The following is a 22,653-nucleotide window of genomic DNA, read 5'->3' as shown; positions in this document are numbered from 1 at the left end:
CAAGCATGGCGAACAGCACCGTTGAGAAGCTGACCCCGACCCGGGCGAAGCTCACGATCACGGTCACCCCGGAAGACCTGGGGCCCTCCATCAAGCACGCGTACGAGCACATCGCGCAGGACGTGCAGATCCCCGGTTTCCGCAAGGGCAAGGTCCCGGCTCCGATCATCGACCAGCGTCTCGGTCGCGGTGCCGTCATCGAGCACGCCGTCAACGAGGCGCTCGACAAGTTCTTCCGTGAAGCTGCCAACGAGCACAAGCTCCGCGTCGTGGGCCGCCCGTCTGCCGACATCACGCAGTGGCCGAACGAGAAGGACTTCTCCGGCGACCTGCTCGTCGAGGTCGAGGTCGACGTCCGTCCCGAGATCGAGATCCCGGCGCTCTCCGACATCACCCTGACAGTCGACGCGGTCGAGGCAGACGATGCCGCGCTGGATGCCGAGCTCGACAACCTGCGCGCCCGCTTCGGCACCCTGATCCCCGTCGACCGCCCTGCAGTCAAGGGCGACTTCGTCGAGCTCGACCTCGTCGCAGCGATCGACGGTGCAGAGATCGACCGCGCCGAGGGCGTCTCCTACGAGGTCGGCTCCGGCGAGCTGCTCGAGGGCATCGACGACGCCGTCGAGTCACTGACCGCGGGCGAGGACACCACCTTCCGCTCGAAGCTGGTCGGTGGCGACCACGCGGGCGAAGAGGCAGAGGTCTCCGTCAGCATCAAGTCGGTCAAGGAGCGCGAGCTTCCCGAGGCAGACGACGACTTCGCGCAGATCGCCAGCGAGTTCGACACCATTGCTGAGCTCCGCGACAGCATGGCTGAGCGCGTGAACGAGCAGGGCGTCTTCGCCCAGGGCTCTGCAGCCCGCGACCAGCTCATCGAGGCGCTTCTCGAGAAGATCGAGATCCCGGTTCCGCCGCAGGTCATCGAGGACGAGGTGCACAACCACCTCGAGTCTGAGAACCGCCTTGAGGACGACGAGCACCGCGCCGAGGTCACCGAGGCGAGCGAGAAGCAGTTCCGCACGCAGGTGCTGCTCGACACGATCGCTGAGCAGTCTGACGTACAGGTCTCGCAGGAAGAGCTGAGCCAGTACCTGATCCAGTCGGCCGCGCAGTACGGCATGGCGCCGCAGGAGTTCGTCGAGGCGCTGCAGTCCTCGAACCAGCTCCCCGCGCTCGTCGGCGAAGTCGCCCGTAACAAGGCGCTCGCGATCGCACTCGGCAAGGTCAAGGTCGTCGACTCCAACGGAAAGGCCGTTGATCTGTCGAGCCTGGTCTCCGTCGAGGACGATGCTGCAGAGGACGACGCTGCAGAGGCCGACGCTCCCGCCGACGAGAAGGCTGACGAGAAGCCGGCCAAGAAGGCCGCCGCGAAGAAGCCCGCCGCGAAGAAGGCTCCGGCCCAGAAGGCTGACGAGGCCGCCGAGGAGAAGCCTGCTGCGAAGAAGGCTCCCGCCAAGAAGGCTCCCGCCAAGAAGGCTCCCGCCAAGAAGGCGGCCGACAAGGCCGAGTGATAGCACTGCGATTCTGACGAGAGGGCGGATGCTTCGGCATCCGCCCTCTCGCGTCTGTGAGGAGAACCGTGAACGACTGGCAGGACCGCGTTGATGCACTCTGGCAAGAGGATGCGCTGTCGGATGAGGACAGAGTCAGAGAGATCGACGCGCTCGCGCTCGAGAAGCCGAGCGACGACGCGGTCGCGCTGTTCGAGCGGGCGGGTGCTCGCGATGCCGCCGGGGCCGAACTGGCCGCAGTCTCCTTCTATCGTCGCGCTCTCGCTGCAGGCCTGGACGAATCGCGTCGGGCACAGGCGACGATCCAGCTGGCCAGCACTCTGCGCAACCTCGGACACGTCGACGAAAGTCTGAAGCTCCTGCGTGAGGAGCGCGAACGATCCGGAGCGCTCAGCGACGAAGCATCCGCGTTCTACGCACTCGCGCTGGTGTCTGCCGGCGAAAGCGCGCGCGCGGCAGCTATCGCTTTGGAGACGCTGGCTCCGCACCTGACGCAGTACCGACGTTCAGTGACGGCGTACGCGCAGGAGATCGGTGACAGCGACACCTGATATGCCGACGGCGAACAAGGCCTGAGGGCTGCGTCGTCGCCGGTAGATTCGAATCACCGAACACGGAAACAGGAGCGTGAAATGGCTGAACCGCTTGTCGCGACCAGCGTCTTTGACAGACTGCTGAAGGACCGCATCATCTGGCTGGGGTCAGAGGTGCGTGACGAGAACGCCAATGAGATCTGCGCGAAGATCCTTCTTCTTGCCGCAGAGGACTCTGAGAAGGACATCTACCTCTACATCAACTCGCCCGGCGGTTCCATCACCGCGGGAATGGCGATCTACGACACCATGCAGTTCGTCCCGAACGACATTGTTACTGTCGGCATCGGCATGGCGGCGTCCATGGGCCAGCTGCTGCTCACCGCGGGCACTAAGGGCAAACGCTACATCACGCCTAACGCCCGCGTCCTCCTGCACCAGCCGCACGGCGGTTTCGGTGGCACGTCGAGTGACATCCAGACCCAGGCGCAGCTCATCCTGTCGATGAAGAAGCGTCTCGCCGAGATCACCGCAGCGCAGACCGGCAAATCGGTCGAGCAGATCAACGCAGACGGCGACCGCGACCGCTGGTTCACCGCTGACGAGGCGCTGGAGTACGGATTCGTCGACCACATCCGCGAGTCCGCCAGCGATGTCATCGGCGGCGGCGGCACGGACTCGGCTGAGTAACGGATTCGAGAGGACGAATATGTACACCCCCACTTTCCAATCCGCTGGCAATCTGCCTTCCAGCCGGTACGTGCTTCCGCAGTTCGAAGAGCGCACGGCCTACGGTTTCAAGCGTCAGGACCCGTACAACAAGCTGTTCGAAGATCGTGTGATCTTCCTCGGCGTCCAGGTCGATGACGCATCTGCCGATGACGTGATGGCACAGTTGCTGGTTCTCGAGAGCCAGGACGCCGAGCGCGACATCACGATGTACATCAACTCGCCCGGTGGCTCCTTCACCGCGATGACAGCCATCTACGACACGATGCAGTACGTCGCGCCGCACATTCAGACGGTCGTTCTCGGACAGGCCGCTTCTGCGGCATCCGTGCTCCTTGCCGCTGGTGCGCCGGGCAAGCGTCTCGCGCTGCCGAACGCACGCATCCTGATCCACCAGCCCGCCATGGGCGAGGCGGGCCAGGGGCAGGCGTCCGACATCGAGATCCAGGCTGCAGAGATCCTGCGCATGCGCACCTGGCTCGAAGAGACCATGGCTCAGCACACGGGTCGCCCGGTGGAGCAGGTCAACCGCGACATCGATCGGGACAACATCCTCTCGGCGCAACAGGCTCTGGAGTACGGCATCGTCGACCAGGTGCTCACGACGCGCAAGCGTTCCTGAGCACCCCCTCCTCCTGACGCCCCGTCTTCGCGTCGACACCCCCTCGTAAATACGTATTTACAGGGAGGTCTCGACGCTAAGACGGGGCGTCGGTGGTTGGTGGCACGCGAAAGTGCACCGCTGTCCGCATCCGCTGCGCATATGAGCACTCACGTGCGCGAGCGTTTGCTCCCGCGTACGCTGGATAAGGAAAGGAGGCCGCCGTGAACGAAGACGTGCTTGCCGTGCGAGTCGCTGAACTCTACTACGACGAAGCGAAGACGCAAGACGAAATCGGTGCGCTCCTGAAGATCTCGCGCTGGAAGGTCGGACGCCTCCTGACGCAGGCACGTGAACGCGGCATCGTACGCATTGAGATCGTGCATCCTCGCGCGCGCAAGCTCGGTCTCGAGCGAGAGCTCACCGAGCGGTTCGGCTTGTTAGACGCGATCGTGGTCCCCGCTCCGGATGCGGAAGAAGCGGTGCTCGATCGCGTCGCGCAAGCTGCCGCTGACCATCTCGCAGCGATGCGGCCTGTGCCCCGTACTCTTGCCGTGAGCTGGGGCCGCACTCTCACTGCGGTTGCAGATGCGCTGCCGGAGGGATGGGCGACCGGTGTCGATGTCGTTCAGCTCAATGGCGGCGTGAGCCTGAGTCGTCGTTCTGGGGGAGCGGCGAACGTCGCGATGACCATCGCGCAGCGCGCAGGCGGCCAGGCGACGCTCCTGCCGAGCCCGGCCATTCTCGAACGCGTCGAAACGAAGCGTGCGATCGAATCCGACCGCACCGTCGCGGGCATCCTCGAGCAGGCCGGCCAAGCTCAGACGTACTTGTACTCGGCGGGCCCTGCAGATGCCTCCTCCGCGCATGTGGAGAACGGCTATCTGAAGATCGCCGACGTGGAAGAGCTGGCTCGACGCGGCGCTGTCGGCGACGTGCTCGGACGCTACGTCGATGCAGACGGAAACATCGTCGATCCTGAACTCGACGCACGCACCGTCGGCGTGAGCCTGGATCGATTGCGCACCGCAGCGCACGCGATTTTCGTGACCGCAGGAAGCGCAAAGCATGACATCGCGCGTACAGTCGTGACCAGCGGCCTGTGCAGCGTTCTGGTGACCGATGAGACCACAGCCCGAGCATTGTTGGAGGAACGATGACAACCACTGAACTTAGCCGTCGCACTGCGGTGGATGTGCTGGGCGGTGAGCCTGACGATGCAACGCTTCGCAGGTTCCTGCACGGGCTTCCCGGCGTAGATGCGACCGGCCTCGAGCAACGCGCGGCCGGCCTCGGTACGCGCTCGATCAAGACCACGTCGAAGGCCTGGGCCATTGACAAGATCATCTCGCTGATCGACCTCACCACTCTCGAGGGTGCAGACACCCCCGGTAAGGTCCGCTCGCTGGTTGCCAAGGCGAAGACGCCGGATGCCGCGGACCCCTCGACCCCGTTGGTCGCGGCTGTGTGCGTGTACGGCGATATGGTCGGCGAGGCCGTCCATGCGTTGGGCTCTCTCCACGGCGATCCCGACGATGGAAAGATCTCGGTCGCTGCCGTCGCGACGGCCTTCCCGAGTGGGCGCGCATCGCTCGCGATCAAGCTCGCCGACACCGCTGAGGCTGTTGCCGCCGGCGCGGACGAGATCGACATGGTCATTGACCGTGGCGCGTTCCTGTCTGGTCGCTATGGCCTGGTCTTCGACCAGATCGCCGCGGTGAAGGAAGCATGCCGTCGCGAAGACGGCACTTACGCCTCGCTCAAGGTGATCCTCGAGACCGGTGAGCTGAACACTTACGACAACATCAAGCGTGCGTCCTGGCTGGGGATTCTCGCCGGTGGCGACTTCATCAAGACCTCCACCGGCAAGGTGCAGCCCGCAGCGACCCTTCCGACCACGCTGCTCATGCTCGAGACCGTGCGCGACTGGCATCGAAGCACGGGCGAGAAGATCGGTGTGAAGCCCGCTGGCGGCATCCGCACCTCGAAGGACGCCATCAAGTACGTCGTTACCGTGGCAGAGACCGCGGGGGAGGAATGGCTGCAGCCTCACCTGTTCCGCTTCGGGGCATCCAGCCTGCTCAACGACGTGCTCCTGCAGCGTCAGAAGCTCACGACCGGGCACTACTCCGGCCCCGACTACGTCACGATCGACTGAGGATGCTTCGACAAGCTCAGCAACCAGTTGGACGCCGCTTCGCGGCGAAAGGACAAAGGTAAACATGTCATTCCTGGAATATGCTCCGGCGCCTGAATCGCTGGCGTCCCTGAACCTGCGTGACAGCTACGGACTGTTCATCGACGGTGAGTTCGTCGATGGGTCAGGCCCGAGCTTCACGACGATCTCTCCCGCCGACGAATCACACATCGCCGAGATCGCTGGCGCCTCTGATGAGGACATCGACCGAGCGGTCATGGCGGCTCGCCGCGCCTACGACAAGGTGTGGTCGAAGATGAGTGGCCGCGACCGCGGCAAGTATCTGTTCCGCATTGCGCGCCTCGTGCAGGAGCGTGCTCGCGAGCTTGCCGTTGCCGAGAGCCTCGACAACGGCAAGCCGATCAAGGAGAGCCGCGACGTGGATGTGCCGCTCGTCGCATCCTGGTTCTTCTACTACGCAGGCTGGGCAGACAAGCTCGATTACGCAGGCCTCGGTGCGAACCCACGTGCGCACGGCGTCGCGGGACAGATCATCCCTTGGAACTTCCCGCTGCTCATGCTGGCATGGAAAATCGCCCCTGCTCTCGCAGCAGGCAACACGGTGGTGCTCAAGCCCGCAGAGACCACGCCGCTCACCGCGCTGATCTTCGCAGAGATTCTGCAGCAGGCGGATCTGCCTGCCGGTGTCGTGAACATCGTGACCGGCGCCGGTGCGACCGGGGCGACGCTTGTTCGCCACCCGCAGGTCGACAAGGTTGCTTTCACCGGCTCGACCGGCGTCGGCCGCGACATCGCGAAGGCGGTCGCGGGGACGAACAAGAAGGTCACGCTTGAGCTCGGCGGAAAGGCCGCGAACATCGTGTTCGACGATGCTCCGATCGAGCAGGCCATTGAAGGAATCGTCAACGGCATCTTCTTCAACCAGGGGCATGTGTGCTGTGCCGGCAGCCGGCTGCTCGTCCAGGAGTCGATCCATGACGAGGTCATCGACCGGTTGAAGACGCGTCTGTCGACGCTTCGCCTGGGCAACCCGCTCGACAAGAACACCGATATCGGGGCGATCAACTCTGCCGCGCAGCTCGCGCGCATCCGCGAGCTCAGCGATATCGGCGAGGCAGAGGGCGCTGAGCGCTGGACCGCCGACTGCGCGATTCCTGAGAAGGGCTTCTGGTTCGCGCCGACGATCTTCACGGGGGTGGAAGCATCCCACCGGATCGCTCGCGACGAGGTCTTCGGGCCTGTGCTGTCCGTGCTCACCTTCCGCACGCCTGCCGAGGCGATCGCCAAGGCGAATAACACGCCGTACGGATTGTCAGCCGGTGTCTGGACCGACAAGGGATCTCGCATCCTTGCCGTCGCAGACCGCCTTCGTGCCGGTGTGATCTGGGCGAACACATTCAACCGCTTCGACCCGGCCAGCCCGTTCGGCGGCTACAAGGAGTCCGGATACGGCCGCGAGGGTGGCCGTCACGGTCTCACCGCATACCTCAAGGGAGCCTCAGCATGAGCAAGCGTCTGACAGTGCCGAAGACCTACAAACTCGCGATCGGCGGCAAGTTCCCACGCAGCGAGTCCGGGCGCACCTATGAGGTTCTCTCTGCGAAGGGCGCTTTCCTCGCGAACGCCGCGAAGGGCTCCCGCAAGGATGCTCGGGATGCCGTGGTGGCGGCGCGGGCAGCGGTGAAGGGCTGGTCCGGTGCGACCGCATACAACCGCGGGCAGGTGCTCTACCGGGTGGCGGAGGTGCTCGAGGGGCGCCGGGCGCAGTTCATCGATGAGATCGTCGCGCAAGAGGGCGTGTCGGCGGCAACCGCCGGCGCACAGGTCGACGAAGCGATCGACCTATGGGTCTGGTACGCCGGATGGTGCGACAAGTATGCGCAGGTCGCCGGGAACGCGAACCCGGTGTCCGGGCCTTACTTCAACATCTCCGTGCCCGAGCCCACCGGCGTGGTTGCGATCATCGCACCGCAGGACTCCGCTCTGCTCGGACTTGTATCGGTCATAGCGCCCGCCCTGGTTGCGGGGAACGCTGTGGTCGTCGTGGCGAGTGAGAAGCATCCGCTGTCGGCGATCAGCCTCGCCGAGGTGATCGCGACGAGCGACGTGCCAGGAGGAGTGGTGAACATTCTCACCGGCTCGCCGGCTGAGATCGCTCCGTGGCTCGCTTCGCACGCCGATGTCAACGCACTCGACCTCGCTGGCGCAGGCGCACTGGAGTGGATCGACCTGCAGATCGCTGCGGCAGACACGCTCAAGCGCGTGCTGGCTCCGGGAGATGTGACCGCTTCGCCCGAGCGGATCGGCGCGTTCACTGAGACGAAGACGGTGTGGCATACGAAGAGCATGATCTGAGTAGCCCGATCACGCATGCTCCCACCGCGACATCTCGTCGGTGGGAGCATCCGTCTGGTTAACCGCGCCAATGCGGCTCAGTGTCTGAGGGAGCGGTTAGGCTTTTGAGCAGGATCTCAGGTTCCCACCAAGGAGGATGCGCATGGCCAGAATCGGTGAAAGCGCTGACCTGTTCAAATGCTCGTTCTGCGGAAAGAGCCAGAAGCAGGTGCAGCAGCTGATCGCTGGCCCCGGCGTGTACATCTGCGACGAGTGCGTCGAGCTGTGCAACGAGATCATCGAAGAGCGCATGGCAGAGTCCTCCGCTGAAGGCGTTGCGGACTTCGAACTTCCCAAGCCGCGCGAGATCTACTCGTTCCTTGAGGAATACGTCGTCGGCCAGGAGCAGGCCAAGCGCTCGCTCTCTGTGGCCGTGTACAACCACTACAAGCGCATTCGCGCGCACGGCACCCTTCAGCTCGCTGAGCAGAAGGCTGATGAGGTTGAGATCGCCAAGAGCAACATCTTGATGATCGGTCCGACCGGTTGCGGAAAGACCTACTTGGCGCAGACGCTCGCGAAGCGTCTGAACGTTCCGTTCGCGGTGGCGGATGCTACGGCGCTCACTGAAGCCGGCTACGTCGGAGAAGACGTCGAGAACATTCTCCTCAAGCTCATCCAGGCCGCCGACTACGACGTCAAGCGCGCTGAGCAGGGCATCATCTACATCGATGAGATCGATAAGATCGCTCGCAAGTCCGAGAATCCGTCGATCACTCGCGATGTCTCCGGTGAAGGCGTGCAGCAGGCGCTGCTGAAGATCATCGAGGGAACCGTGGCTGCAGTGCCGCCGCAGGGCGGTCGCAAGCACCCGCACCAGGAGTTCCTGCAGATCGACACGACCAACGTCCTGTTCATCGTTGCCGGTGCTTTCGCTGGGCTCGAAGACATCGTCTCTTCGCGCGTTGGAAAGCACGGCGTCGGATTCGGTGCCCCTCTGCATGACAAGACGAAGGACCTCGATCTGTTCAGCGAGGTGCTTCCGGAAGACCTGCACAAGTTCGGTCTGATCCCCGAGTTCATCGGGCGACTCCCCGTGGTGGCCTCGGTGACTCCACTCGACCAAGACGCACTGATCGACATCCTGACCGGGCCCCGCAACGCACTGGTCAAGCAGTACCAGCGGATGTTCGAGCTCGACGGTGTCGAACTCGACTTCGAAGAAGATGCGTTGCGCTCGATCGCCGATCTCGCCGTATTGCGCAAGACCGGCGCGCGTGGACTGCGTGCGATCCTCGAGGACGTGCTCGGACCGATCATGTTCGAGATCCCGTCGGCAGAGGACGTGAAGAAGGTCATCGTGACCCGTGCATCGGTCGAGGAGGGCGCTCCGCCCACCGTCGTGATGGAGCGCAAGCGCAAGAGTGCCTGAACGGCAGAGGGAACAGCGCCTGCGGCCTGGATCGTCACGGCGAGCGAGACGCGATGTCCGAGCCCCGGAGTAGCGTTGCGGCATGCGACCGTTTCAGATCTCGGTACCGGAGGAGGTCCTCGAGGACCTGGGTGCACGTCTCAGCCGCGCGCGGCTGCTCCCAGACTCGCCTCGTCGCCCTGAATCCGGCATGTCCGCGTCGTATCTGCGCGAACTCGTCGACGCGTGGACTGCATTCGATTGGCGTGCTCGCGAGGATTGGCTGAACTCTCATCCGCAGTTCATCGCTGATGTCGGCGGCACCAGCATCCACTTCGTCCACATGCGGTCCGAGTACGAGGGTGCGCCGGCCCTGCTGCTCATGCACGGATGGCCGCACACGTTCGCGCTGCAACTCGAGCTCGCGGAGCTGCTGCCGGACTTCCACGTGGTGATGCCGAGCATGCCCGGATTCGCGTTCTCCGAGCCGTACGACGGCACCATGACCGAGAGCGTGATGGCTCGCTTGATGCACACGCTGATGACCGATGTATTGGGCTACGAGCACTATCTCACCTACGGAGAGGACATCTCGGCGAACGTCAGCGACTTGATCGCCGCGACGTATCCCGCGCATGTACGGGGGATTCTCGCGACGCATTCACACTTCGGCACAGATGAAGAGCGCGCAGCGGTGACCGACCCCGAAGCGCGGGCGTTCTTCGAGCGACTCGTCGCGAGTGGCGAACTTGACGGCGCGTACGGCCACGTGCAGGGCACACGGCCCGACACGCTGGCTGCTGCGCTCAACGACTCGCCGGCAGGCCTTCTCGCCTGGCTCGCAGAGAAGCTCGTCGAGTGGAGTGACACGCCGACGGCGCAGCCGGAGCTCGTGGAGGATCGCATCTCCCGCGAGCGGATACTGACCGAGGCGACGATCTACTGGGCGACGGGGAGCATCGCGACATCGTTCCGGCGATACTTCGATACTGGTGAGGACGAGCGGATACCGCCGGTCGCAGTACCGGCCGCAGTTGCTATCCAGCGGCACGAGCATGACTACCCCGAGAGTGTCGCTCGCGCCTTCTACCGCGACCTTCGTACTTTCGATCGTCTGCGCGAGGGCGGGCACTTCACCGCCGCCGAAGTGCCGCAGGAAATCGCGACTCGGATGCGGGCCTTCGCGCGAGACCTCGGACTCCTCACGGCGCGGGAGTCCGGCGCGAGCGCATAGCATCCCGGACCTGAGCGGGACGAAGGGGTAGCCGGAGTTCCCGCTGATGATTAACATCGGCACATGCAGGGTGAACGGTACGTGGAGGCTTTCCACCAGCTGACGGCCGAGGTCAACGCCGCCAATCTGATGCGCAGACGATACCGCTATTACTGGACGATGATGATCTTCTGGACGTTGGTCGTCGTGGTGATTCTCATTGGGGTGGTGCTGCTGGGGGACAGCTGGTGGCAGCTGGTCCTGGCGGTGCTGTTCGGCGTCGCGATGGCGCAGCTCGGCTTTCTCGGGCATGAGGCTGCCCACCAGCAGATGTTCGCCTCGCAAGGGTGGAACGAGTGGACGGGGCGTGTGCTCGCGGGTCTGTTCGTCGGGCTCAGCTTCGGTTGGTGGATCGACAAGCACGGTCGCCATCATGCGAACCCCAACAAGGAGCGGGAGGATCCTGACGCCGCACCCGGAGTGTTGTCGTTCACGCCGGAAGGCACCGATGCGCGCGAGGGGATCGCCGCGACGCTCGCGAAGTATCAGGGATACTACTTTCTGCCGCTGCTGTTGTTCGAGGGCTTCTCACTGCACATCGACTCGATCAGGACCATCCTGTTCGGCAAGGGAGTGACGCATCGCTGGTCGGAGATTCTGTTCGTCGGTATCCGCATCATCGGATTCCTCGTCTTCCTCTTCGTCGTGCTTCCACCGCTCATCGCGACGGTGTTCGTTCTGGTGCAGGTTGCTGTATTCGGCTTCCTGCTCGGTGGCGCGTTCTCGCCGAACCACATCGGGATGCCGACCGTCCCGCATGACGCGGACATCGACTTCCTGCGTCGACAGGTGCGGATGTCGCGTAACGTGCGCGGCGGAGTCTTCGTGCACTTCTTCATGGGCGGGCTGGAGTACCAGGTGGAGCATCATCTGTTCCCGATGTGCCCGCGTCCCAATCTGCCGATGGTGCAGAAGGTGGTTCGTGAGCACTGCGCCGCCTACGACATCCCCTACGCCGAGACAACTCTCGGCGAGGCGTTTCGGACGATCCTCGCCTATCTGAATCAGGTCGGACTGAAGAACCGAGACCCATACACCTGTCCCTTGGTCCGCGAATACCGAGGATGAGATCGGAGAGACATGAAGGTCACTGTGAACCCCACCACCTGCATCGCATCCGGCAACTGCAGCCGGACAGCACCGCGGGTGTTCGCCAACCGGGAGGAAGATGGTGGGTTCGTGAGCGTTCTCAATGCGAGTCCGCCGGAATCCGAGTGGGGCGCGGTGCGCGAAGCCGAAGACCTGTGCCCATCGGCGACCATTCACACCGAGGATGACGCGGACGGGCAGCAGACCACGCCGTGATCGCCGTCACCCTCCCAGCCCGCGGCGTTTCAGCAGCGGAGCGATCTCCGCGTCGCGACCGCGGAAGTCGCGGTACGCCTCGAGGGGGTCCTTCGATCCGCCCACGGCGAGCAGCCGTGCGCGGAAGCGGTCGCCGTTCTCGCGGGTGAGGCCGCCGTTCTCGCGGAACCACTTCACGGTGTCGGCGTCGAGCACCTCGCTCCAGATGTACGAGTAGTAGCCGGCACTGTATCCGCCGGAGAAGACGTGCGCGTAGTAGGTGGAGGAGTAGCGGGTCGGCACCACGGGGTTGTCCAGTCCGATCTCGGCGAGTGCCGCTGCTTCGAACTCGGCGACGTCGGCCACCGAGTCAGAGTCTCCGAGCCGGTGCCACGCCTGATCGAGCCAGGCGGCTGCGAGGTATTCGCTCGTGTCATGACCCTGATTGAAGGTCTCTGTCGCACGCAGTCGCTCGACGATCGCCGCATCCAACGGTTCATCGGTCTCATAGTGCCGCGCGTAGTTGTCCAGCACCTCTGGCCAGAGAATCCACATCTCGTTGACCTGGCTGGGGAACTCCACGAAGTCACGGAACACGTTCGTGCCCGCGAAGTGCGGGTAGTTCACCGTCGCGAACAAGCCGTGCAGGGCATGGCCGAACTCGTGGAACAGCGTCGTGACTTCATCGAGCGTCAGCAGCGTCGGCTGACCGTCTCCCGGCTGTGCCACATTGAGATTGTTGACGACCACGGGAGCTGTGCCGCGCAGCGCGGATTGGCTGACGATCGGGTTCATCCATGCGCCGCCGCGTTTCGTGTCGCGCGTATACAGATCGAGCACGTACAGGCCGAGTGCTGAACCGCCAGGGTTGAACACCTCGAACACGCGAGCGCCGGGGTGATAGGCGACGAGGTCGTCACGCTCGCGGAATGTCAGGCCGTACAGCTGTGTCGCCGCGTAGAAGACGCCGTCCTGCAGGACCCGCTCGGCTTCGAACCACGGCCGGAGTGCGGCCGTGTCGATGTCGTACTTCGCGGCACGCACCTTCTCGGTGTAGAACGCCCAGTCATGCGCCTCAAGGGCGAACGGCTCTGTCTCGGTCTCGTCGATGATCGTCTGCAGAGCCGCCTGTTCCGCGCGCGCGTTGGATGCTGCGGCTGGAGCGAGCTGGTGGAGAAGCTCTGAGACGGCCTCCGGGGTTCCCGCCGTCTCATCCGCGGTGACATAGGCGGCGTGTGATGCGTAACCGAGCAGGGCTGCCCGCTCCGCGCGCAGCGCGACGATCTCGGTCAGCACACCGCGGTTATCGTTGGCGTTGCCGCGGAGCGCGCGCGAGCGCGACGCCGCCATGATCTGCCGCCGACTCTCGCGACTCGTCAGCGAGGACAGATACGGATGCCCCGTGAACAGCGGCAGCGTGATGAGAAAGCCGCTCTCGTGGCCGCGGTCGGTTGCCGCGCGCGTGGCAGCGGAGAGCTCACCGTCGGTGAGCCCGTCGAGTTCTTCGGCCGTCTCGAAGAAGACCGCGAGATCGTTGGTGTCGGCGAGGAGGTTCTTCTCGAATGCCGTCGTGAGCGTGGAGAGCTTCTGGTTCAAGGCGGTGAGCGTCGACTTCGCCGTATCGTCGAGCGCCGCGCCTGCGTGCGTCATCTCACGGAAATGCCTGACCAACAGGTAGCGGCTCTCGGTATCGAGTTCGAGCTGGTCGATCTGCTCGTGCAGGGTCTTCACACGCCAGTACAGCTGAGCGTCGAGGCGGATGGCGTCTTCGTGTGCCGCCATGAGGGGCGCGAGATCTTCATCGATCTGCTGGATCTCTGTGGTCGCATCCGCTGAGCTCACGGTGTAGAAGGCGTGTGCGACGCGATCGAGCATGGCGCCGGCCTGCTCCAGCGGCACCATCGTGTTCTCGAACGTCGGCATGGATCGCACGCGCGTGATCGCTGCGATCTCCTTGACGTGCTCATCGAACGCGACAAGAAACGCCGGCAGGTAGTGCTCTGGGCGGATCGCAGCGTAGTCCGGAAGCGCGTAGGGGAGAGCGGACGGCGTGAGGAGCGGATTCGCGGCATCGGTCATTCCACGAGCCTAATGCGAACGAACGCAAAGAAACACTTGCAAAGAAAGCGTTGCAAAGATATCTTTGCAATATGACCGAGAACGAGAAGAACCCTGGGGCCGGCAGGCGTCGTGTGCTGGATGCTGGAGCGCTCCGCGCGCTGTCGCACCCGCTGCGCGTGCGGATCTTCGACATCCTCGAGCAGGAGGGGCCGCAGACAGCTAGCACTCTCGCCGAGATCCTGGGGGAGTCCTCGGGTGCCACGAGCTACCACCTGCGCTCGCTCGCCCGCCACGATCTCATCCGTGAGCTCGAGGGCACTCGCGGCGGCCGCGAGCGCTGGTGGGAGCGCCCGCCCGGCGGCATCATCTACGACTCGCGTGCTGTGCAGGGATCGCCTGCGGGCGAAGCGGCGCTCCAGGTGGCAGTCGCAGAGGCAATGCGTCGGCGCCACGACGAGCTCATGGACTACTTCGTCGGTGGGATCGACCGGGAACCGGTCGAATGGGTCGACGCGAGCTCGTCGATGACTAGCGGCATCAGCATGACCGCGGCTCAGACCACCGACCTCATCAAGAAGATCGAAGCAGTCATCGATGAGGCCGCCGACAAATACCGCGAGCAGAAGGGCGACGGTGTTCGCCGGGTCAGCGTCCGCGCTGACGTCTTCCCCCTCAAGAACCTCAAGAACAAGAAGGAGAACGCATCATGAGCGCAGTAGCAGTAACTCGTACATACCCTGTTCCGCGCGGTGCGACCTCACTCGAGCGGTGGTCGATCGGGGTCGCCGAGACGGTCGCCCGATGGGCGACAGCTCGTGCCGAGCGTCGGGAAGACCGACGCGACGCGATGCTCGCGTCGATCCAGGCGGAGCAGACGCGAAAGGCAGACCCGCGGGCAGCGGACCACCTGCTGGCGCAGATGGGGATGCCGCGGCGCTGAGTCAGTCCTGGAAGGGGCGGGCGATGACCTCGCCCGACGCGTCTTGGAAGACTTCCCAGCCGGCATCCAATTCAGCGATCGGTCGACCCTCGAGCCAGGTGAGAGTCCAGTGCCCGCCCAGACCGCGTGCTTCGACCTCGGCGATGGCTGGGCGCAGTACGGCAGGAACGGAGGCCGGAGCCTCCGACCCCGCCGGCCAGCGCGTACCCAGCTGCATCAGTTCTCCTCCACGGGAGCGAGTTCGATCTCTGTGACGGTGAGCTCGTCGCCTGCCACGATCTCGAGCTCGGCGATGCGTCCCACGGCGCTGAGGTCCCCCGCAGCGGCGCGAAGCGCCTCGATCGAGTCAGCGGGAGCTGCGATCACAGCGCGTGACACCGGCGTCTTCTGAGAAACCTTCGCCTCCGTCTTCGCGCGACGGATGCCGATCAGCGCAGCGCTGGCAACATCGAGCACCGTGGCATCTCCGCCGGCGAGCTCGCCGGCGGTCGGCCATGCGGCGGTGTGGATCGAACCCTCTTCGAACCAGCTCCAGGCCTCTTCGGCCGCGAATGACACGACCGGGGCCAGCAGACGCAGCAGCGTCGACAGCGCGATGTGCAGCGCGAGCGCGGCGGAGGGCTGTCCGACGTCGGTCTGGTCGTAGGCGCGTTCCTTGACGAGCTCGAGGTAGTCGTCACAGAACGTCCAGAAGAACGACTCGGTGACTTCCAGCGCGCGGGCGTGATCGAAGGCATCGAACGCCGCGGTGGCATCAGCAACCACCTGGTCGAGGGCAGCGAGCATCGAAGCATCCAGAGCGTGCGTGACCTGCGCGCCCTCGGAGACCGGGAACGACAGCACGAACTTCGCAGCGTTGAGGATCTTGATCGCCAGGCGGCGACCGATCTTCATCTGCGTGGGGTTCTGCGGGTCGAACGCGGCGTCGACGCCCAAGCGGCTGGAGGCTGCCCAGTAGCGCACAGCGTCCGAACCGTGTTTGTCGAGGATGTCAGCGGGCGTGACCACATTACCCTTGGACTTCGACATCTTCTTGCGGTCGGGATCGACGATGAAGCCGGAGATCGACGCGTGCTTCCAGGGCGAGCGCTGGTCCTCGAGGGTCGAGCGAAGCATGGTGGAGAACAGCCAGGTGCGGATGATGTCCTGAGCCTGAGGGCGCACATCGAACGGGGCGACGAGGTTCCACAGCTCTTCGTCACGCTGCCAGCCGCCGGCCAGCTGAGGGGTGAGCGACGAGGTCGCCCAGGTGTCGAGAATGTCGGTCTCGGCCTCGAAGCCCCCTGCCTTGCCGCGCTGGTCCTCCGTGTAGCCTGCCGGCACGTCGATCGTCGGATCGATCGGCAGCAGTTGTGGAGCGGGCATCAGCACGCGGTCGTAGTCGCGCTCGCCGTTCTCATCGAGTCCGTACCAGACGGGCAGCGGAACACCGAAGAAGCGCTGACGCGAGATCAGCCAGTCGCCGGTGAGGCCACCGACCCAGTTCTCGTAGCGCACGCGCATGAAGTCCGGGTGCCACTGGAGCTGCTTTCCGTGTGCGATGAGCTGATCGCGCAGGTCCTCGTCGCGGGCGCCGTTGCGGATATACCACTGGCGCGTCGAGACGATCTCGAGCGGGCGGTCGCCCTTCTCGAAGAACTTCACCGCATGGTTGAAGGGCTTGGAGACCTCGAGCAGCTCGCCGGACTCTTCGAGCAGCTCCGCCATGCGCTTCTTGGCGCTGAAGACCGTCTTTCCGGCGATCTCGGCGTAGGCTGCAAGGCCTGCCTCTGAGGTGATCGCTTCGGGAGCCTCTGCGATCACGCGGCCGTCGAGGCCCAGGATCGTACGGATCGGCAGGTCGAGCTCGCGCCACCACACCATGTCGGTCACGTCGCCGAAGGTGCAGACCATGGCGATGCCGGAACCCTTGTCCTGCTGTGCGAGGTGGTGCGCGCGCACCGGAACCTCGACATCGAACAGCGGCGTGCGCACGGTCTTGCCGAAGTACGGCTGGTAGCGCTCGTCATCGGGATGCGCCACGAGAGCAACACAGGCGGCGAGCAGTTCTGGGCGCGTGGTTTCGATGTGGATGTCGCCCGAGCCGTCGGTCTTGTGGAACGCGAGACGGTGGTACGCGGCCTGCTGCTCGCGGTCTTCGAGCTCAGCCTGCGCGATCGCGGAGCGGAAATCGACGTCCCACAGCGTCGGCGCAAGGGCCTGGTACGCCTCGCCGCGCTCGTGGTTGCGGATGAAGCCGAGCTGGCTCTGGCGGATCGTCTCATCGGAGATCGTGCGGTAGGTCTGCGTCCAGTCGACACTGAGACCGAGCTGGCGGAAGACGTCTTCGAACTGCTTCTCGTCCTCGACGGTGAGCTTCTCGCACAGCTCGATGAAGTTGCGGCGGCTCACCGGCTGCTGATCGGCGGCCTTCAGGCTCTTCGCGTTGCCCTCGAACGGCGGGGTGAAGTCGGGGTCGTAGGGGAGTGTCACGTCAACGCGCACGCCGTAGTAGTTCTGCACGCGGCGCTCGGTCGGCAGGCCGTTGTCGTCCCAGCCGATCGGGTAGAACACGTTCTTGCCGCGCATGCGCTCGTAGCGCGCCTTGACATCGGTGTGCGTGTAGGAGAACACGTGACCGATGTGCAGGGATCCGGATGCTGTGGGCGGAGGAGTGTCGATCGAGTAGACACTCTCGCGGCCGAGTTCTGCGGAACGCAGGCGGTCGAACAGGTAGGTGCCCTGCTCAGACCAGACGCCATCCCACTTCGCTTCGAGACCTTCGAGTGCGGGCTTGTCGGGGATTGCTGACATCGAGGTCTCCTTGAGCGATGTATGCGGCACGGTGTGTACGTGCCTGAGTGTGTGGGATGCGCTCAACAGTCTAGCTGGCGGTGCGCAGAACGCATCCTGGCCTAAATCGACCCCGTCCAATAATCATCGCTAAACTGAATGCACCCCTTCCGCCTTTCTGAGGATTCGCATGCCCACCTCTCTCGTGCGCCGTTTTCTTCCCGTAACCGCCTTCTTCGCGGCATCCGCTCTGCTGTTGAGCGGCTGTGCCGGCGCAGCCGACGACAGTGCGCAAAGCGGTGGTGAGGTCGTCTGGGCCATCGAGGGAGCGAACCTCGCTGCCGGACACATGGACCCGCAGACCAGCCAGCTCGATGTCTCGGGCATGGTGCAGCGCGCCATTCTCGACTCCTTGGTGTTCCAGGAGGCCGATGGCTCGTTCTCGCCGTGGCTCGCGAAGAGCTGGACGGTCTCAGACGACAGCACCACCTACACGTTCGAACTGCGCGACGATGTCACCTTCCATGATGGTGAGCCCTTCAATGCTGAAGCAGTGAAGGCGAACTTCGATCGCATCGTCGATCCCGAGACCGCGTCTGCTCAGGCCGCGAGCATGCTCGGCGCCGATTTCTACGAGGCGACGACAGTTGTCGACGAGTACACGGTCGAGGTGAAATTCACTCAGCCGTACTCTCCCTTCCTGCAGGCAGCGAGCACGGCGAACCTCGGCTTCTATTCGCCCGCAGTGCTGGAGACCTCCGCGGATCAGTTCAAAGCGGGGGGCCCCGGCATCAACGTCGGCACCGGCCCGTTCGAGCTCACCGAGTACACCCCCGACCAGGAGCTCGTCTACACCCGCAACCCCGACTACACCTGGGGCCCAGACGGGGCAGAAGCCGCGCAGTTCGAGACCCTTCGGGTCGAGCTGCTTCCTGAGGCATCCGTGCGCGCCGGTGTTGTGGAAAGCGGCGAGGCGGATCTTGCCAGCAATATCCCCCCGAACCTCGCCGTCGAACTCCCTGACACGCTCACGGTCGACTCCGTCGAGTACCCGGGCCTGCCGTACTCGCTGTACCTGAATGAGAAGTACGGCGTCTTCGCCGACGAGAAGGTCCGTCAGGCCTTCGCTCGCGGTATCGACATCGATGCCGCCGTCGAGGAGATCTTCTTCGGTCAGTTCCCGCGGGCATGGAGCATCCTCGGCTCCACCACCCCCGGATACGACGCCTCGCTCGAGGACTCCTGGCCCTTCGACCAGGATGCGGCGAACGCGCTGCTCGACGAAGCAGGATGGACCGAGCGCGACAGCGACGGCATCCGCATGAAGGACGGCACGCGTCTCTCGGCGCGTTGGATCGCCTGGACGCCGGTCCCGGATGACAAGGCCGCGCTCGGCAACGCCATTCAGTCCGACCTCGCCGAGATCGGGTTCGAGGTCAAGCGCGAGGTTCTCGAACCGGGGGCTTACAACGAGCAGTATGGTCCCAAGACCTTCGACCTCACCGACTGGGGCTTCTCCGGTGTCGACGGCGACCTGCTGCGTAGCCACCTGCACACCGAAGGCTTCCAGAACGCCTCGCAGGTCACTGACCCCGAGATCGACGCACTGCTCGAACAGGGAATCTCGACGAGCAATGTCGATGAGCGCGCAGACATCTACAAGAAGCTGCAGCAATGGAATGCCGAGTACACCGCGATCGTTCCGCTGTACAGCCCGTCGCTGATCACCGCGTACAACGACACGATCTCGGGCCTCGAGTACGACCTGTACGGTCGCCCGCTGTTCTATGAGGTCACGGTCGGCTGATCTGCTCGTGAAACCGCTTCTCGTCCGGATCGCGGGGCTCGTAGCATCCGTCATCGTCGTCCTCTGGGGCGCGGCGACATTGGCGTTCCTCGCGTTCCGGGTGATTCCGGGAGACCCGGTCTCGGTCATGCTCGGGCCGCAGGCTCAGGTGAGCGAGGCCGTGAAAGACGGCATCCGTGCCGATCTCGGACTTGACCTCCCACCTCTCGAGCAGTACCTGTCGTACCTCGGGCAGCTCGTGCAGGGGAACCTGGGCGAGTCCTACCAGTTACGGATGCCGGTGACGGAGGTCATCGGACGACAGCTCGGTTCGACGCTGCAGCTGACCGCTCTGGCGCTCGTCATCGCGCTCGTCCTCGCGCTTGCTGTCGCACTGTTCGTGCGCGGACGCGTCGGGCGGGGAGTCGTCGCCGGCGTGGAGCTGATCGTGCTGTCATCGCCGGTGTTCTGGATCGGTCTGCTTCTGCTGAGCACCTTCGCCTTCGGGCTCGGCTGGTTCCCGGTGTCCGGCACCCGCAATCCCGCGACGATCGTGCTGCCTGCGGTCACGCTGGCGCTTCCTGTGGCAGCGCTCCTCGGCCAGGTGCTGCGAGACGGCATCGAAGCCGCCGAACGCCAGCCGTTCGCAACGACTGTTCGTGCGCGCGGCGCGGGGCAGGTCCGGCTGACGGCTCACCACACCCTCCGCCACGGGGCGGCGGGTGCTCTGACGCTCACGGCGTACCTGGTGGGATCACTGCTCGGCGGCGCGGTGCTGGTCGAGACGGTTTTCGCACGACCCGGCATCGGGCGCGTCACCCTGGCGGCGATCACCGACCGCGACCTGCCGGTCATCACCGGGATCATTCTCTTCAGCGCACTCGTGTTCGTCATCGTCAACGTCATCGTCGAACTGCTGCATCCGCTGCTCGATCCGCGACAGCGACGGGCGGTGCGCGCATGACGCTCTCTCGTCGCATGCTGCTGGGCGCGGCCGTACTCGTGTTGGCCGTCGTGGCGGCAATGGCTCTCTTCCCTGGAATCATCGCCCCCGCCGACCCACTGCAGACCGACGTGCGGGCCGCGCTCGAAGCCCCCAGTGCCGCACACTGGTTCGGAACCGATCAGAGCGGTCGCGATGTGTTCTCTCGTGTCGTGCATGGTGCCGGCCGCTCAGTCGGCATCGGTCTGCTCGCGACGGCACTCGCCCTCATCATCGGACTCATCATCGGTGCCCTCTCCGGCATCGCCCCTCGTGCCGTCGATGCCGTGGCGATGCGTATGAACGACGTACTCATGGCGTTCCCGGAGTTCCTGGTCGCGCTCGTCGTCGTCGCGATCCTCGGGCCTGGGCCGGAGAAGGTCGCCGTCGCTGTGACCATCGCCGCGATCCCGGTGTACGTACGGCTCGCTCGGGTGCAGACGCGTACGCTGGCGCTCGCTGAGCACGTCGAGGCGGCCCGGATCCTCGGGGTGCCGCGGGCGCGGGCGTTCGTCCGGCATGTCATGCCCGGCGTACTGGGTTCGCTGAGCATTCTGGCGACGATCGGGATCGGGTCGAGCATCCTCGCCATCGCGGGCTTGAGCTTCTTGGGGCTGGGCGAGAGCGAGCCTGCCGCGGAGTGGGGCCTCATGCTCTCCGGCGGTCGCAATTCTCTTGGCACGGCATGGTGGATCGCGGTCTTCCCCGGGCTCGCCATCACGCTCACAGTGATCTCGGCGACGATCGTCGGCCGCACACTGCGGGCGCGCGCGGAAGGGCGAGTGTGATGAGCGTATTGAGCGTGCAGAACCTGTCGATCGCCATCGGGAACCGCGTGCTCGTCGATGGAGTCTCCTTCGAGGTCTCGCCGGGAGAGTGCCTCGCGATCGTCGGCGAATCGGGGGCGGGCAAGTCCGTGACGGCATCCGCACTTCTCGGGCTCGCGCCCGGCAAGGTCACCGCCTCGCGCCTGGAGATCGACGGGGTGGATGCACGTGGATTCTCAGAGACGCACTGGCGCGGTGTGCGCGGCGACCGTATCGGGCTGGTTTCACAGGACGCCCTCGTCTCGCTCGACCCGCTGCGACGAATCGGGGCGGAGGTCGCCGAGCCCCTCGCGATTCACACGCGACTGTCGCGCGCAGGGCGCCGCGCGCGTGCTCTGGAGCTGCTGGAATCTGTCGCGATGCCGTCGCCCCCTGAGCGGGCGGCGCAATATCCGCACGAGCTGTCGGGTGGGCTCAGGCAGCGTGCGCTGATCGCGTCAGCGCTGGCAGGAGAGCCGGTCGTGCTCATCGCGGATGAGCCGACCACGGCTCTGGATGCCACGGTGCAGGCTCATGTTCTGGCGCTGCTTCGCGATATCGCGAATGCCGGAACCGCCATCGTCTTCATCAGTCACGACTTCGCGGCAGTGCGCAGGGTCGCCGACCGTGTGCTCGTCATGCGTGCAGGACGCGTGATCGAGCAGGGCACTGTTGCAGACGTGTTGGATGCTCCCGCTGAGGCCTACACGCGCGAGCTCATCGCCGCGACGGCCCATGAGCCGCGGACGGACCGGTTCGGGCTCGGAGACGCAGTTCTCACCGGAATCGACGTCTCGAAGTCGTTCTCGGGTGTGCCGGCGGTCATGGACGCAGCGTTCACCCTGCTGCAGGGACAGACGCTGGGGATCGTGGGGGAGTCGGGTTCTGGAAAGACGACGCTCGCTCGAATGATCGTCGGAGTCGAGACACCTGATGCCGGTGATCTGCGCTGGGTGGGAGAGCACCGTGTGCAGCTCGTGCACCAGAACCCGCTCGGCGCGTTCGATCCCCGCTGGAGCGTGGGCCGCTCACTGCGTGAGGCGCTCGCCGCAGGGGGAGTCCCGCGGGCCTTGCGTGCCGCCCGGGTCGCGGTGCTGATGGCAGAAGTCGATCTTGCGCCTGATCTCGCCACCCGGCGCCCGGCGCAGCTTTCGGGCGGGCAGCGGCAGCGTGCGGCGATCGCACGGGCGCTCGCCGCGGATCCTGACGTGCTGGTGCTCGACGAGCCCGTCTCGGCGCTGGATCCCTCCGTGCGCGAAAAGGTGCTGCAGCTGCTCGGACGGCTGCAGCGCGATCGCGGCTTGACGATGATCTTCGTCTCTCACGATCTCGACGTCGTCGCGGCCGTCTCCGACGACGTGCTCGTGATGCAGAACGGTGCTGTTGTCGAACAGGGGTCGGTGGCTGCCGTGTTCAATGCCCCACAGCATCCGTTCACTCAGGAACTGCTGGCCGCCTCCGGCGAGTGAGGT

21 protein-coding genes are annotated in these 22,653 nt (G+C 64.9%); 18 read left to right on the top strand and 3 right to left on the bottom strand.

Features of this window, described 5'->3' with window-relative positions:
- Nucleotides 1-5: 5 nt before the first annotated feature.
- From tig to ACTU6U_RS12215, 12 genes are all read left to right on the top strand, one after another.
- Nucleotides 6-1,511: a trigger factor gene (gene tig, locus ACTU6U_RS12270; protein ID WP_443469391.1), complete on the top strand. Its 1,506-nt coding sequence runs from the start codon at nucleotides 6-8 to the stop codon at nucleotides 1,509-1,511.
- A 68-nt stretch (nucleotides 1,512-1,579) separates the two neighbouring features.
- Nucleotides 1,580-2,062 carry a tetratricopeptide repeat protein gene (locus ACTU6U_RS12265; RefSeq protein WP_443469390.1) on the top strand — a complete coding sequence of 161 codons (483 nt, stop codon included), beginning with the start codon at nucleotides 1,580-1,582 and terminating at the stop codon, nucleotides 2,060-2,062.
- A gap of 21 nt (nucleotides 2,063-2,083) precedes the next feature.
- Nucleotides 2,084-2,734, top strand: coding sequence for an ATP-dependent Clp protease proteolytic subunit (locus ACTU6U_RS12260; protein WP_443469500.1), 651 nt, complete (start codon nucleotides 2,084-2,086; stop codon nucleotides 2,732-2,734).
- 19 nt (nucleotides 2,735-2,753) lie between these two features.
- Nucleotides 2,754-3,395, top strand: coding sequence for an ATP-dependent Clp protease proteolytic subunit (locus ACTU6U_RS12255; protein ID WP_443469389.1), 642 nt, complete (start codon nucleotides 2,754-2,756; stop codon nucleotides 3,393-3,395).
- 203 nt (nucleotides 3,396-3,598) lie between these two features.
- On the top strand, nucleotides 3,599-4,534 hold the full coding sequence (locus ACTU6U_RS12250; RefSeq protein ID WP_443469388.1) for a sugar-binding transcriptional regulator: 936 nt from the start codon (nucleotides 3,599-3,601) through the stop codon (nucleotides 4,532-4,534).
- A complete protein-coding gene (gene deoC, locus ACTU6U_RS12245; RefSeq protein ID WP_443469387.1) occupies nucleotides 4,531-5,532 on the top strand; it encodes a deoxyribose-phosphate aldolase in 1,002 nt (333 codons plus the stop codon). Before ACTU6U_RS12250 ends, deoC begins: the two co-directional genes overlap by 4 nt.
- Nucleotides 5,533-5,596: 64 nt before the next feature.
- Nucleotides 5,597-7,039 carry an aldehyde dehydrogenase family protein gene (locus ACTU6U_RS12240; protein ID WP_443469386.1) on the top strand — a complete coding sequence of 481 codons (1,443 nt, stop codon included), beginning with the start codon at nucleotides 5,597-5,599 and terminating at the stop codon, nucleotides 7,037-7,039.
- Complete coding sequence (locus ACTU6U_RS12235) at nucleotides 7,036-7,887, top strand: aldehyde dehydrogenase family protein (RefSeq protein ID WP_443469385.1); 852 nt, start codon at nucleotides 7,036-7,038, stop codon at nucleotides 7,885-7,887. Before ACTU6U_RS12240 ends, ACTU6U_RS12235 begins: the two co-directional genes overlap by 4 nt.
- 142 nt (nucleotides 7,888-8,029) lie before the next feature.
- Nucleotides 8,030-9,298 carry an ATP-dependent Clp protease ATP-binding subunit ClpX gene (gene clpX / locus ACTU6U_RS12230; RefSeq protein WP_443469384.1) on the top strand — a complete coding sequence of 423 codons (1,269 nt, stop codon included), beginning with the start codon at nucleotides 8,030-8,032 and terminating at the stop codon, nucleotides 9,296-9,298.
- Nucleotides 9,299-9,380: 82 nt separating this feature from the next.
- The gene (locus tag ACTU6U_RS12225) at nucleotides 9,381-10,511 is read left to right on the top strand and encodes an epoxide hydrolase family protein (RefSeq protein ID WP_443469383.1); all 1,131 of its coding nucleotides are present in this window, start codon (nucleotides 9,381-9,383) and stop codon (nucleotides 10,509-10,511) included.
- A 63-nt stretch (nucleotides 10,512-10,574) separates the two neighbouring features.
- Nucleotides 10,575-11,618 (top strand): fatty acid desaturase family protein, encoded by a 1,044-nt coding sequence (locus ACTU6U_RS12220; protein ID WP_443469382.1) that lies wholly within the window; start codon nucleotides 10,575-10,577, stop codon nucleotides 11,616-11,618.
- Nucleotides 11,619-11,630: 12 nt separating this feature from the next.
- Nucleotides 11,631-11,855, top strand: a complete 225-nt coding sequence (locus ACTU6U_RS12215; protein ID WP_443469381.1) for a ferredoxin — start codon at nucleotides 11,631-11,633, stop codon at nucleotides 11,853-11,855.
- 6 nt (nucleotides 11,856-11,861) lie between these two features.
- Here ACTU6U_RS12215 and ACTU6U_RS12210 read toward each other — a convergent pair whose 3' ends face one another.
- Nucleotides 11,862-13,913 carry a M3 family metallopeptidase gene (locus tag ACTU6U_RS12210; protein WP_443469380.1) on the bottom strand — a complete coding sequence of 684 codons (2,052 nt, stop codon included), beginning with the start codon at nucleotides 13,911-13,913 and terminating at the stop codon, nucleotides 11,862-11,864.
- Nucleotides 13,914-13,984: 71 nt separating this feature from the next.
- On the opposite strand from ACTU6U_RS12210, the gene ACTU6U_RS12205 reads away from it, so the two are divergent.
- Nucleotides 13,985-14,605, top strand: a complete 621-nt coding sequence (locus ACTU6U_RS12205) for an ArsR/SmtB family transcription factor (RefSeq protein ID WP_443469379.1) — start codon at nucleotides 13,985-13,987, stop codon at nucleotides 14,603-14,605.
- Complete coding sequence (locus ACTU6U_RS12200; RefSeq protein ID WP_443469378.1) at nucleotides 14,602-14,835, top strand: hypothetical protein; 234 nt, start codon at nucleotides 14,602-14,604, stop codon at nucleotides 14,833-14,835. The genes ACTU6U_RS12205 and ACTU6U_RS12200 overlap by 4 nt, the downstream gene beginning before the upstream one ends.
- A 1-nt stretch (nucleotide 14,836) precedes the next feature.
- On the opposite strand, the gene ACTU6U_RS12195 is transcribed toward ACTU6U_RS12200, so the two are convergent.
- Complete coding sequence (locus ACTU6U_RS12195; protein WP_443469377.1) at nucleotides 14,837-15,052, bottom strand: hypothetical protein; 216 nt, start codon at nucleotides 15,050-15,052, stop codon at nucleotides 14,837-14,839.
- Entirely contained in the window at nucleotides 15,052-17,628 is a 2,577-nt protein-coding gene (valS, locus tag ACTU6U_RS12190) for a valine--tRNA ligase (RefSeq protein ID WP_443469376.1), read from the bottom strand. The genes ACTU6U_RS12195 and valS overlap by 1 nt, the downstream gene beginning before the upstream one ends.
- 169 nt (nucleotides 17,629-17,797) lie before the next feature.
- Here valS and ACTU6U_RS12185 point away from each other — a divergent pair, with 169 nt between their 5' ends.
- Genes ACTU6U_RS12185 through ACTU6U_RS12170 form a run of 4 tightly spaced genes read left to right on the top strand, consistent with a single transcriptional unit; the run spans nucleotide 17,798 to nucleotide 22,650 of the window.
- The gene (locus ACTU6U_RS12185; protein ID WP_443469375.1) at nucleotides 17,798-19,414 is read left to right on the top strand and encodes an ABC transporter substrate-binding protein; all 1,617 of its coding nucleotides are present in this window, start codon (nucleotides 17,798-17,800) and stop codon (nucleotides 19,412-19,414) included.
- Nucleotides 19,395-20,357: an ABC transporter permease gene (locus ACTU6U_RS12180; protein WP_443469374.1), complete on the top strand. Its 963-nt coding sequence runs from the start codon at nucleotides 19,395-19,397 to the stop codon at nucleotides 20,355-20,357. The genes ACTU6U_RS12185 and ACTU6U_RS12180 overlap by 20 nt, the downstream gene beginning before the upstream one ends.
- The gene (locus tag ACTU6U_RS12175; RefSeq protein WP_443469373.1) at nucleotides 20,354-21,163 is read left to right on the top strand and encodes an ABC transporter permease; all 810 of its coding nucleotides are present in this window, start codon (nucleotides 20,354-20,356) and stop codon (nucleotides 21,161-21,163) included. The genes ACTU6U_RS12180 and ACTU6U_RS12175 overlap by 4 nt, the downstream gene beginning before the upstream one ends.
- Nucleotides 21,163-22,650, top strand: a complete 1,488-nt coding sequence (locus tag ACTU6U_RS12170) for a dipeptide ABC transporter ATP-binding protein (protein WP_443469372.1) — start codon at nucleotides 21,163-21,165, stop codon at nucleotides 22,648-22,650. The genes ACTU6U_RS12175 and ACTU6U_RS12170 overlap by 1 nt, the downstream gene beginning before the upstream one ends.
- The last annotated feature ends 3 nt before the right edge of the window (nucleotides 22,651-22,653 follow it).

This window comes from Microbacterium zouquanmingi (assembly GCF_052266695.1).
GTDB lineage: Bacteria > Actinomycetota > Actinomycetes > Actinomycetales > Microbacteriaceae > Microbacterium.
Note: the sequence above shows the minus strand (reverse complement) of the source record. Positions and strands in the feature narration are given on the sequence as shown.

Excerpts from the sequence above, each read along its gene's own strand:
- ACTU6U_RS12195 (WP_443469377.1), bottom strand. The coding sequence starts at position 15,052 with ATGCAGCTGGGTACGCGCTGGCCGGCGGGGTCGGAGGCTCCGGCCTCC.
- ACTU6U_RS12175 (WP_443469373.1), top strand. The coding sequence starts at position 20,354 with ATGACGCTCTCTCGTCGCATGCTGCTGGGCGCGGCCGTACTCGTGTTG.
- ACTU6U_RS12235 (WP_443469385.1), top strand. The coding sequence starts at position 7,036 with ATGAGCAAGCGTCTGACAGTGCCGAAGACCTACAAACTCGCGATCGGC.
- tig (WP_443469391.1), top strand. The coding sequence starts at position 6 with ATGGCGAACAGCACCGTTGAGAAGCTGACCCCGACCCGGGCGAAGCTC.
- ACTU6U_RS12200 (WP_443469378.1), top strand. The coding sequence starts at position 14,602 with ATGAGCGCAGTAGCAGTAACTCGTACATACCCTGTTCCGCGCGGTGCG.
- ACTU6U_RS12215 (WP_443469381.1), top strand. The coding sequence starts at position 11,631 with ATGAAGGTCACTGTGAACCCCACCACCTGCATCGCATCCGGCAACTGC.
- ACTU6U_RS12210 (WP_443469380.1), bottom strand. The coding sequence starts at position 13,913 with ATGACCGATGCCGCGAATCCGCTCCTCACGCCGTCCGCTCTCCCCTAC.
- ACTU6U_RS12205 (WP_443469379.1), top strand. The coding sequence starts at position 13,985 with ATGACCGAGAACGAGAAGAACCCTGGGGCCGGCAGGCGTCGTGTGCTG.
- deoC (WP_443469387.1), top strand. The coding sequence starts at position 4,531 with ATGACAACCACTGAACTTAGCCGTCGCACTGCGGTGGATGTGCTGGGC.
- ACTU6U_RS12225 (WP_443469383.1), top strand. The coding sequence starts at position 9,381 with ATGCGACCGTTTCAGATCTCGGTACCGGAGGAGGTCCTCGAGGACCTG.
- clpX (WP_443469384.1), top strand. The coding sequence starts at position 8,030 with ATGGCCAGAATCGGTGAAAGCGCTGACCTGTTCAAATGCTCGTTCTGC.
- ACTU6U_RS12220 (WP_443469382.1), top strand. The coding sequence starts at position 10,575 with ATGCAGGGTGAACGGTACGTGGAGGCTTTCCACCAGCTGACGGCCGAG.
- ACTU6U_RS12180 (WP_443469374.1), top strand. The coding sequence starts at position 19,395 with ATGAGGTCACGGTCGGCTGATCTGCTCGTGAAACCGCTTCTCGTCCGG.
- ACTU6U_RS12185 (WP_443469375.1), top strand. The coding sequence starts at position 17,798 with ATGCCCACCTCTCTCGTGCGCCGTTTTCTTCCCGTAACCGCCTTCTTC.
- ACTU6U_RS12255 (WP_443469389.1), top strand. The coding sequence starts at position 2,754 with ATGTACACCCCCACTTTCCAATCCGCTGGCAATCTGCCTTCCAGCCGG.
- ACTU6U_RS12170 (WP_443469372.1), top strand. The coding sequence starts at position 21,163 with ATGAGCGTATTGAGCGTGCAGAACCTGTCGATCGCCATCGGGAACCGC.
- valS (WP_443469376.1), bottom strand. The coding sequence starts at position 17,628 with ATGTCAGCAATCCCCGACAAGCCCGCACTCGAAGGTCTCGAAGCGAAG.
- ACTU6U_RS12240 (WP_443469386.1), top strand. The coding sequence starts at position 5,597 with ATGTCATTCCTGGAATATGCTCCGGCGCCTGAATCGCTGGCGTCCCTG.